Annotated in this window: 7 protein-coding genes; all 7 read right to left on the reverse strand. The window is 54.3% G+C overall.

All coding sequences use genetic code 11. The annotated features are described in order from the left end of the window. Positions 1 to 264: 264 nt before the first annotated feature. Complete coding sequence (rnhA, locus tag ACW4LP_RS12045; protein ID WP_041715138.1) at positions 265 to 750, reverse strand: ribonuclease HI; 486 nt, start codon at positions 748 to 750, stop codon at positions 265 to 267. 87 nt (positions 751 to 837) lie between these two features. Continuing rightward, complete coding sequence (locus ACW4LP_RS12050; protein ID WP_114540624.1) at positions 838 to 2301, reverse strand: helix-turn-helix transcriptional regulator; 1464 nt, start codon at positions 2299 to 2301, stop codon at positions 838 to 840. Between the two features lie 210 nt (positions 2302 to 2511). After that, entirely contained in the window at positions 2512 to 2763 is a 252-nt protein-coding gene (locus ACW4LP_RS12055) for a twin-arginine translocase TatA/TatE family subunit (RefSeq protein WP_241520767.1), read from the reverse strand. A 193-nt stretch (positions 2764 to 2956) separates the two neighbouring features. Further along, entirely contained in the window at positions 2957 to 8164 is a 5208-nt protein-coding gene (locus ACW4LP_RS12060) for a DEAD/DEAH box helicase (RefSeq protein WP_114540622.1), read from the reverse strand. Further along, positions 8142 to 9179, reverse strand: coding sequence for a hypothetical protein (locus ACW4LP_RS12065; protein WP_147270692.1), 1038 nt, complete (start codon positions 9177 to 9179; stop codon positions 8142 to 8144). Before ACW4LP_RS12065 ends, ACW4LP_RS12060 begins: the two co-directional genes overlap by 23 nt. Then, positions 9172 to 10641 carry a hypothetical protein gene (locus tag ACW4LP_RS12070; RefSeq protein ID WP_455803859.1) on the reverse strand — a complete coding sequence of 490 codons (1470 nt, stop codon included), beginning with the start codon at positions 10639 to 10641 and terminating at the stop codon, positions 9172 to 9174. Before ACW4LP_RS12070 ends, ACW4LP_RS12065 begins: the two co-directional genes overlap by 8 nt. A 173-nt stretch (positions 10642 to 10814) precedes the next feature. Then, positions 10815 to 11002: hypothetical protein (locus tag ACW4LP_RS12075; protein ID WP_455803860.1), on the reverse strand; the 188-nt coding region annotated here is incomplete at its 5' end.

Raw genomic sequence — 11002 nt, forward strand, 5'->3', positions numbered from 1 at the left:
AACCCGAAAACGCTCCGATACAGGGACTTCTACGCGAGGTCGCCCAGTTCAGACGATGAGGAGTCCTCCTCCTAGCCCACAATCTGCAAAGGAGGATTATGTGCTTTTTTGCTCTTCAGTTTGTCCGGATCTTAGAATACCGTCCATTTAAACACATTTTCCAAATCCTCGCGCTTTATACATGCCTTGATGCGAAATGAGACTCGATCCATAAAGACTACTTTTGCATCTTTCCAAACACAGAGTCTCCCGAGAAGGTCATCTTCACAGATCCCCCCGAAAACCAGTGTCTTGCTGATGGCAGGCGGGGTTGTCGGCGGCGGTGGTGGCGAGCTCGTCGCAGCGCTCGTTCTCGGCGTGCCCGGCGTGGCCCTTCACCCAGACGAACTTCACGGTGTGGGGCTCTTTGGCGGCGAGCAGGCGCTTCCACAGATCGACGTTCTTCACCGGTTGTTTCTGCGAGTTCTTCCAGCCGCGCTTCAGCCAGCCGGCCACCCAGTTCTGGTTGAAGGCGTTCACGAGGTACTGCGAATCCGAGTACACCGTCACCGTGCAGGGGCGCTTCAAAGCCTCCAGGCCCACGATGCAGCCGAGCAGCTCCATGCGGTTGTTGGTGGTGCAGGAAAAGCCAGCGGAGAACTCCTTCTCGTGCACCGCGCCCGAGGGCGCCGTGTAGCGCAGAATGGTGCCGTAGCCGCCCGGCCCGGGATTGCCCCGGGACGAGCCGTCGGAGTACAGGGTCACTTCCATGGGGGCTCCTTGGTGCTCGGGTGAGGCCGCCACGTGGCCCGCGGCGGCGAAGTCGTTGAAAGAGAAGCCGGATTGCGCGGTCATGGGCTACAACTCCGCTTCCGTGCGCTCGCCCAGGTCGATGAGCTCCTGGCGGGTGTGCACGCCGCACTTGGCGTAGATGCGGCGCAGGTGCGTGTCGACGGTGTTCTTCGAGATGAAGAACTCGCCGGCGATGCGCTCGGCGGTGCGGCCGCGCAGGGCGAGCGGCAAGATCTCCGCCTCGCGCTTCGAGAGCTTTGCCGTCCGCGCGATAAGCTCGCAGGCCTCCTCGAAACGGTCGCTCTGGGCGATGACCACCGAGAGCGCTGCCATGTCGCGGTCAGTGAACAGGAACAGATACGCGTACAGCACCGCCACGCCGGCCAGGGCCACGAGCGCCGCCGACACGTCGAAGGCGCCGGGAAGCGCCCCGAGCACGCCGCCGACGAGCACGCCGGTGATCTCGCCCGCGAACAGCGCCGCGAAGCCCCGGGCGAAGGAGCGCGCCGCGTCCCCGCCGCCAATGCGGCCCATGATGAGGAACAGCGAGACGAGCACCGAGAAGACCCCCAGATAGCCGGCGAGCACCACGGCCACGCCGGAGACGTTCACGCTCTCCAGCAGCGGCACCGCCACGAAACCGCCCACCATGAGCAGGATGGCGAGCCGGTACGCGCCGCCGAGCGGCCCCACCTCCTGATCGGGCCCCGTGGGCAGCACGGCGCGCACGCCCACCGAGAGCGGACGACCCCCGTAGAGCTGCAGCGCAGCGGCGCAATACAGCACGAAGAGCACGAAGGTGACGGAAAGCGATGACGCGGCTCCCCCCTCGGCGCTGGTGGCAAGGGCCTCCACGGCACCGGTGGCCAGGCCGTAGACCACCGTGCCGGCGATAATGCGACCGGAGAGCTTGGCGGCCTCCTCGGTTGGATCGTCGGCCGCCGCGGGCTCGGCGTCGCGGTCATCAGGCTCGCCGAGCGCACGCAGGGCCCAGGCACTTCCCACGGGCAGCACGTACAGCAGGATGTAGGCGCCCTCTACCGGAATGGCGACGACGAAGAAGCAGACGGCCGCGCCCAGGGCGCTCCCGATGAACACCTCGGGCACGGACTGGTCGATGGAAGCCTCCCCCAATACCCGGCCCCACCGACATAGAAGCAGCGCGAGCGGAACGCCGGCGGCCAGCCCCTCCACGGCGGCAAGCGCGAGCCACGGAATGCCGGGCGCAAGGCTGTGCAGCGCAACGATGAGGTACAGCGCTCCCACCAACGGCAGCGCGTAGCAGCGAACGAGACCCTCGGCCACGACCATGAGATGCCGACGCCGGCGCTCGCGGGTCATGAGCGCGAAGGTGGCGGCCATGACGAGGAGCACGCAGAGCAGGTCGGCCCGATCGATGAGGAACCCGTGCTGGCTGCTCTCGTTATAGGAGCCCAGATACAGCATGGCGAAGAGAAAGGCCTGGTTGCAACCGAAACCGAGGATGGCGTAGCGCGCTTGGCGCAAACGCGAAAGCGTCATCGTCGCCATGAACCTCCCTTTCTCTCTCGCATTGACAACGGTGTATTCTATCGCAACCAAGCGCATCGGTTCTCACCGACGGGGACATCCGACGAAATGAACCGCATCTGGTAAAACGAAGAGAAGCGGCGCTGGCCGTATCTGGCAGCTGCCGCTTCTCTTGGGAGGGAGGGTTGAAACGAACCCCGCACCCGAGGGCGCAGGGACGGTTCACGGATGTTACTCGGCCTTCTTGCGAACGACCTTCTTGACCACCTTGGTCTCTGGCTCGCCGGCAGTGGCGTAGGCGACCTCGGGCTCGTCCTCGACGATCTCGATGATCTCCTCGACCTCTTCGTCGTCCTTCTTATCGAAGGCCATGCCCTCGCGCAGGCTCTTCACGGTCTTGCCGAGGGAGGCGCCGAGTTTGGGGAGGTTCTTCGGCCCGAAGATGAGCAGCACGACGACGAGGATGATAACGAGCTCAGGCACGCCCAGTCCGAGAATCTTACTCGTGATTTTGTCACGCGGCGGGAAAAATTCCCTGTCATCCCTTTGCGTGACAAAGAGAGTTTTGGCTGATCACCACTATATAGGTAGCAAATACACAGATTGCGGTGTAGCGATTAGTGCGCTCCCAACAGTCCTGCCATTTAACCCGCTGTGGCAAAACCGTCGAAAAGCGCTAGAACCCGAGAGTTTCCATGATGGAATCGAAAGCATTTGGCAGATTACGCCCAATCTCCGATTCCCATAGCTGCAATTCACCGGGCACCCTCACTTTATTCGCAATGTTCGGAATTGCGCGCACGTTTACAGAAGCCTTGCGCGATGAAACAATCATCTCCTCTTCTCGGATGTCACACGAAACGCCCCTCTCCTGCTGAAGCGCTTCGGCCAAAGGGCCAAACAACACGTTGCCGCGGCTCCTAAGCTCGGTACGCGCTTTAGCACACGTAACATAGTCAAGAAGATCCAGCGCCGCATGCCTATCAAGAGACGCGTGGTGAATCTTGTTCCTATAGTGCCTGAGGCAGGATAGGCATGAGGAATCACAATCGCAATCCGATAAAATGTTCCTCGCCCTTTCGACCATGCTCCCAATAGATTGCTCATTCGCCAGAAGCGATGAGTATCCCGCACCACTCGAAAGCGAATCGAACAGGTAGATATCAACATAAACGCTTCCGCCGGAAAACCTTCTTCGGGATCCAACGCAAAGCTCGCTGAAATCGACATCGAGAATGTCTACAGCAGCTAGCTTGAACGTCTCTGCCAACGAAATGCAGGCCCTTTTTAGCCAAGGGTTCTCGTACTCTGTACACACCTCAGATGAATCAAGTTCCATTTCGAAAATGACAAGATCGGTGTTGAACACGCTTCCCAGCACCATCGATTCGACGAAATCATGCTGACATCTGGCGAGTCCCCCTTTTGCGTCGCGGGTAAACGGAGGGAGGATTCTCCGAGACTCACGTGCTCTTTCAATCGAAGGGTATGCCGCGCCGCATTTGCGGCACACATCGAAGCCGTCATATTTTGGGCCGCGATTTACGACAATCAGCGAACAATCGTGCCTGTTCGCAAAGAGCATTCTCGGATAGCCCGATGGGGACATCTTCTCATCAGGAATCGCAGAGTAGCTTGGAAGCTCGGCATATGAGCTCTCTGCAGCGTCGAAGGCCGCATCGGCCTCCCCGCCATTTCGCGGGGCGAAGCCCCACGGTTTAAGGAATTCGTTCCTGGTCAAGTCTTGGCTACCGCAGAACGGACAACTTCCGTCCTTTGTCAGGTTTTCCTTCATTCCAAACCAGCCACAGGCCGGATTTTCGCAGAAGAAAATGTCCCTGCGATAATCGCTGCTTTCAAAATAAGCCTTCGCTGGACTCTCTCTATTTTCAGCAAACTTGGAATATTTGGCCGAATGCGTGTAGATACCTCCAGCGATGTAAGTTTTCTTGTCGATCACGATTTCCCGCCCTGGAGCGTATTCGCTAACCGCGACATCAAGAGACCTGTCCGGTCGCTGCAGAAGTTTGTTGCCTTTCGACCGGTCCTCAACCTCGAAACCAACAACGTTTCGAGGGAATGAGTAGGTGGGCAGAACCGCCTCCTCTAGCAGGCAGTCCAGCAAGCTTTTGTAGCTTTTTCCGCCCGTTTCAAGAAAGGCTTCGGGACGATCTTTGTATTCTGACTCGATGGCGTCGATTTCTTCTCTGATAGTTCTCTTTATTGAATCAAGATTGACATTCATTCCTTTAGGGACAAGTGTCCTTTGCTCTTTCTGGTTCAGGGTAAAACCATGCAATGCCTTCTTAAAATCACTCAAATGAGCGTTAAAGAACTCATCGACAGGTATTCGTTCGACAGATATGCCCTCCTCCTCGCCGAAGCGGGTGAAAAAGACCGTTGCCAGATGTCTCCTGACGAGCTTCTCGTTGGCAACGTCGATACCGGGTTCGCGTAGCTCTCCACGTACGATTCGTGAGGGATCATTGAAATACGTGTTATCGAAGGGATGCGTGTCCACGTAGGTAACGATTGTGGACACTGAGGAGCCGCGCCTGCCGGCACGACCAGCCCTCTGCTGATAGTTTTCTCTCATAGGGGGGATATTCCTGAGACCGACAGCAGTTAGTGATCCTATATCGATGCCAACTTCCATCGTGGTCGTGCAACTCAGTACGTCAACAGGCTCGCGGCTCTCTCCGACAAATATGTCTTGGAAGCGCATCTCGTACTCTTCTGTCGTCGACCAGATGTCACCTTCCTGATCTTTATGAGACAGCTGAGCTGTGTGTTCTTCCGTGTTGATGCGGGTACGAAGAACCTCGTCATCGCCCTCAATCGCCCTCACTAAGGGATCGCGCCAAAATGCGATTCTTTCATAATCGCCGTCCATTGAAACCATCTCACCCTGCTTGCAATGCGGGCATAATCCCCAAAGACTGTATGGTGCAGTGCGCCCACAGCGTGGGCATGACATCCAATCCGCATCCGGGTCAACGAACAAAGACACCTTGGTAGGGCTAATGAAATGATACTCATTACCGCCAGTCGATGGGCGCTCCAAGAACTTTACTAGCGCGTCGGTAATTGCTTTCACTTCCTCCGTCGAATAGCGAGAATTAAGAAGGTTCACTAGGGAGCCTCGTCCCTTTTTCTGGCCCTTGAATGGCTCGCTTGGCAGCAGGCCATATTGGGAGCCGGCGTAAAGAATCCGCATGCGCACTTTGGGAGGGATGTCTGGATCGAGCGCCGTCAGCCTAACAAGGGCATAGCTAGACCAAGCATAGAAGATCGCCTCGAATTCTTCCTGGTTCATTTTGACGTTAGCTCTTGAGAGAGTCTTTTTAGCGTCTCGCCACGCTTTGGCAGTCGGCTTTAGCCAGGCAATAGTGGAATCAGATAGCGAGCGATAGCGATCGCATAAACTGGAAAGCATATATTCCATATAGGCTTCGGGTGGAGTGCCAGAGTATTCTGCACTGTACTCATAGTCATCGAATTCCTCTTCAAGATCAGCAATACGGCTTTCAACAACCCTTTTTGACTCGCCTGAAAACACAGAGACCTTTCTATCATGAAGAACCTTGAGAAAGGCCGGATAAAGTCGCTTCAATGTTGCGCGGCCACCGGTGTTCTCAGCCCATTCCTGAAGCTCGTGAGCTGCGATGACGAGAATTTTCGAAGTGAGGTTCTTGTCTGAAGCGTCAGTAAGATCCTTGGCGATTCGCGCTGCCCCCTGTCTGCTGTCAGAAAATAGGATAACCTTCTTGCCAGCGTTGGGATTTTCCTTTAACTTCTCGGGATCTTTCGAGCCTTGCTGAAGTTCGAATTGCCTTGCCACAACGTTATAGAACGGTTCATTGCCCTTAGTTGTAAAACTAGCAAGAGCGAGCTTTCCGTTGCATTTGGGACATTGCGAAGGACGATGGTCTTCTGCATCATCCTCATCGCGGATGCAAAACGCAACGCGGAGAAACCCCGACTCACCTTCGTGGCTATCATCCCGATGAACCTTTCCGGTAAGGGAGTCAAGCCAACCGATTTCAAGGCCGTCTGCAGACTCGTTGACGCCAAGAACATAGAGGATAACCTCGGAGAACTTTTTCAGCGGATCAGGATCTTCATTCCAGAAATAGAAGTCTCCCTCCGTTTCTGAGGCATAGCCTTTTAGGAAAATTGCACCGCAATTGCGGTCTGACTGGAGCTCGTAGGTCTTAGCACCGCAAGAGCACCTGCCAACAGGCTTGTTAACGCGAACCTTGCCAAGCTGAAGCCCATCATTTTGTGAGTCTGGGCAATCGGGATTGCAGCATGCGGTTAGCTCTTGTATGCCCCTAATGAACATATGCATTCTAACCGGGAGCAAAGCGTTGCCATCCGCAGTCTTCCCCAGGGCGGCTATGTTCAGCAGTATGTCGGTCGCTTCTACAGAATTCTTTTGCTCAGGGAATACCACCTCAGCAATCTTGCCAAGCGTGCTGCAGCCGCTTCTGACACATTCATTCAAACGTCGGAAAGGAGCGAGGCTTGGCAGCTTATCAGCAATCCAGGAACGAGCCTCGCTTTCATCGCCAAACGATCGATCATCAATGCCAACCTGGACCGCAAAAGCATCCAGCTGATCCACCAGATCGATTCCTCCGGACAACAAAGCCCCCAGATCTGTCTCGATGATTGCAGACGCTTCAACCTCTTTCGCGTCGCCTTCGAAGGTATTTGCGATTTTCCCGCGAATTATTTCTAGGCTCGCACAGCTCTTTCCGGTCATATCCTCATAGAAAGACATAGTCGAACTATCATCCTCGGGGATAGAAGCACTCGTTAGGATGAATTGCACCCTCTCGGGTTCGATGCCGATCTTGTGCATGAGTCTTCTAAGCAGCAAGGCGACTTCACCACCAGCTGCGCCTTTGTACATGTGCGCCTCATCAATAATGACAAGTAGTTTCTCGGAAGGGTTCTCGTTTAGCCATTTAGACGTACCCGACCAAATGTCGTTCTCGACGGATCTGATGAGCATGTATTGGAGCATTGAGTAGTTCGTAACAAGAATATCCGGTATGTGGGATTGCATCTCAAATCGCGTGAGAAGTTCTGCGTCATCAGGAGACCAGCCGCTCTCGTGTCTCTTTAGCTGCGAAATGAAGCTCGGAAGATCGTGCTTTGCCGGATATCTTCCATGAGCGGCAAGCTTGGCCCTATCGACCTCGCTGATGTTGATAAGATCTCTTTCGATTGTGCGAGCGTATTCAGTGTCCCTCTTATCGATCTGCTTATCGCCAGGATAGGGAGTCCTTCCCGTGTACATACCAAACTGGGGTCTGCGACCTCTTTTCGACCATACTTCGCCAAAGGATTCGGTATCGCCGCCGAGAATCTTCCTAAGCCTTCCAAGTTGGTCTGAAACCAGCGCATTCATCGGATACAGCACGAGGGCGCGCACGGCTCGAGTGCGCCAACTATCCTCCGAGACCTTGGCCTCGACAGCCAATTTGGACACCAACGGCCACATGAAGCACTCCGTCTTTCCGGAGCCAGTGCCAGTCGAAACAAGGACGTCCTTCTCGTGCCAGAACGCTTCCAATGCATCAATCTGATGAGAATACGGAGACTCAAAGACGCCACGGCCAGTGGTAGACATAGATGCCAAGAACTCTTTGGCATCCTGCGGTATATCGGATGACGCGAGACCATTCTTCGCAATCTCGTATGCCGGAGTTGCTTCGAAATACGGCTCCTGGAAGAGCGTATTGCTGAACCTAAGCTCGTCATCGCATCTCTTTCTAAGCGCAGGCGTCTTGCCGAAGTACTCGGTTTCGACGTAATCGACAATGGTTTTCTTCAGTTCCCTTTTTATGGACTCAACGCCCTTCCCGTCGATCATTTGAAGCCCTTTCAAATCCTATGTAACTAGCAGCGAGCAGCTCTTCCACAAGGGGTAGCGCTTCGGCTCTGACAATTCTGTTAAACCTATCTTCTGCATTTTCAACGGGCCACCCTATCGCATCCAGAACTCGGTTGAGATGCCCAGGAATGAAGCCAACCGGAAGAATAGCTCGAGCATGAGATTCGTCCAACATGACGTATCGAGAGATCGCTCCGTTTCCGTATTCTCGCCTGAGATAGAAAAGCAACTCTTGCGCTTGGATCCAAGTGATTTTGGAGAGGCGTACTCGCCCTTTTGCCTTTGTTGCGACAAAAATAATGGAATCGCCACCGTTACAGTCAACTCTGGCAAGAGCGATATCGCTAACCCAAAGAGGTTCTTCGATCCAAACATCCGAGCGATTGATATTCCAGCGAGCAGTGCGGGCATCAGCAAACCTAACATCATCGAAGTCTGATGCGTTTTCCCAATCGAGGTACTTTAGATCTTCGATCCACCAGGAGGCAGGTCGCATGACGGGCTTATTGTCCGACCGCGCAAGGGAAAGCAGGCCGGAGAGCACCAGCGAGTCTGCGTTGTAACCGCAAACTTTAGCGTGTTTGGCGGTAGGGTCAAAGTAGCCTGAAATGCAAGAGAGGCCATCCGAAAGATTAATTACTACCGGCGGCGTTGCGACGTACGATTCCTCGAAGCCGTTTAACGTTAGCCCCCCAATGTCAATTAACCTATTGTACACGGTTCTTATTCCATTTCCGCCCGAATCAAACCATGCGTCGATACCAGGACAAATCCTATCGAGAGACATGACCCATTTCTTGAGTCTACGGTTCATCGCCTGCTTCGATAGGCCCCTCTTTCCGCATTCCCCATCATCCAAACAAAAAGCCTGCAGCCAGAATCGCGAGGCAGAGTATGAAATCCTGTGACAGTAAGATTCCTTGCTTTCACCAACAAATCGTCGTACCCCAATATCAGATGCAATGATGTTGAGAGCATCGATGCTGCTACTCATGTATGCCCAGTTTCTTTGATAGTTCGATTAAACCCAAATCCTCCTCTGACCATTCCGCCAGTGTCTCTAAGGCCGATTCGTCGCAGCGGGAGCACATCAGGAGGTGCTGCGCAACGTATCGTTCAATGAGCTCTTCGTCGGTAAGATTCTCTATTGCACGGAATACGACTGCTGCCAGGAGGCAATGTTCTGCAGCCAGATCAAGCTGTTCGAGCTCCTTGCTAAGATCTCTGGCCTCTTCAAGGGCATCGTCAGCGCTTACCGCTGGCAACATGAACCGCGATGCCATCTTTTGCAATTTTGCACCCTTCGTCGAACAGGAATAGGTCGACAGGCTTTCAGCATTGGGAAGGTACATCGTGCCCCAGGCCTCTTTCGCAATCAAGGACGCGCTGGCGTGAGATACGAAGGGCAAGATTACTACGGGTTTCACATTTTCCGAGAGCAGCGCGAACAGAACCCCTTCGTTTGCTGCGTCAATGATACCGTCAACGATCACAACCGCTTCGTTTCCAGAAATCGCGTCCAGAACAGAGCGAACGTTCCTGAAGTCGGCAGGAACGACTACCTTTTTCGCGCTGCGGCCAGAAACGGTGACGCTAAGAGAATCGGCAACTTGCCGTGCCACGGTTTGAGGTATTGCGATGAACTTTGTAGCAGCAAGAGCTGCAGCTACGCCGACAGCCAGCCTCCCCCTCTCGACTGCAGGATTGCCCGCCACGCTCGTGACACCTCGCTTCTTTAGGTTCTCAGCAAGAACGTCTTCGAAATCGAAGTCAGACTCCACGAAATCACAAAGACATCCCTCTGTCACCAAAAGCTCCGGGCCATGCAAAGCAACTGGCTGAGAGGCAACGGCCTTGAGTCCTAGCCTCAAGGCAATGTTCGACTGAATTTCACCTAGCGCCGCTTCTTGCTCGCTTCGAGCTTGCTCCAAACTCGAAGCGAGCCTCTCTATATCGTCCTCTAGCGACCGCTTTTTGCTATCCAGGCCCTCAATGGATTGATTCAGATCCGACAAAGTGGATCGAGCGTTTTCGATATCGGCTTTGCTTGTTTCAAGCTCGCGATTTCTCTCTTCCAGAATTGAGTCGCTCAGCCGCATGACCTGCTCAACACATTCCCTATAGAATTCCTCGTTTTCAAGCAGTGATTTGCGGAAGAGCTCGCGACCCTGATCGTCTTCTTCCATGACCATGGAGGAAATGGCTTTTCTCAGACCTATGACCTCTTCTTCAGGCGCTCCTGCTTCAAGATAGGTCTCAAGCGCATCGGGCCGCAGAAAGGCCGCATCAATAATCTGCGAAATAGCGCGTCTATCGGATCTGGAAACTTGAATCGATTCCTCTCGGATAAACCATTTCACATAGTCGGCAGCATAGTATTCTAACGGCCTGAGAAGAACGCTTCCATCAGTTTCCAATTCTTCAAGTTTTGCATAGACCTTTCTATAGGAGGTCAATGCGTGAGGGGACTCAATGATGTCGTAATCATTGAGCCATACTCGCGGCGCAGACAGTACGGTCTCTTTTGTATTGGAAGCAGTACAGCGGAGCCGAATTCTTCCATCGGAGAAAGAGAAGTTGCGACGTTCGCACCTAACAGCAGAACGACGTTTCCCTTCGTTGCTATAGGCTATATAGAATACGCTTGTTGTTCTGCCCTCAAACGGGATTCCTTTCGATAGCGCTTCCCTGAGTTCTCGTTCATCATGTTTGCCTTCGATGAGTAGTAACCCTCTCCGGTACCAACAATCAGCAGAATCTGGTACCGCCAGTCAGCGGGCTTGGTACCCTGGGTAAGATAAATTGGTACCGCCGCCC

The sequence above is a fragment of the Adlercreutzia sp. CNCM I-6215 genome (genome assembly GCF_977072315.1).

What these genes read in the sequence shown, in the direction of transcription:
- rnhA (WP_041715138.1), bottom strand. Translation starts at nt 750, where the DNA reads ATGGAAGTGACCCTGTACTCCGACGGCTCGTCCCGGGGCAATCCCGGG.
- ACW4LP_RS12050 (WP_114540624.1), bottom strand. Translation starts at nt 2,301, where the DNA reads ATGGCGACGATGACGCTTTCGCGTTTGCGCCAAGCGCGCTACGCCATC.
- ACW4LP_RS12060 (WP_114540622.1), bottom strand. Translation starts at nt 8,164, where the DNA reads ATGATCGACGGGAAGGGCGTTGAGTCCATAAAAAGGGAACTGAAGAAA.
- ACW4LP_RS12065 (WP_147270692.1), bottom strand. Translation starts at nt 9,179, where the DNA reads ATGAGTAGCAGCATCGATGCTCTCAACATCATTGCATCTGATATTGGG.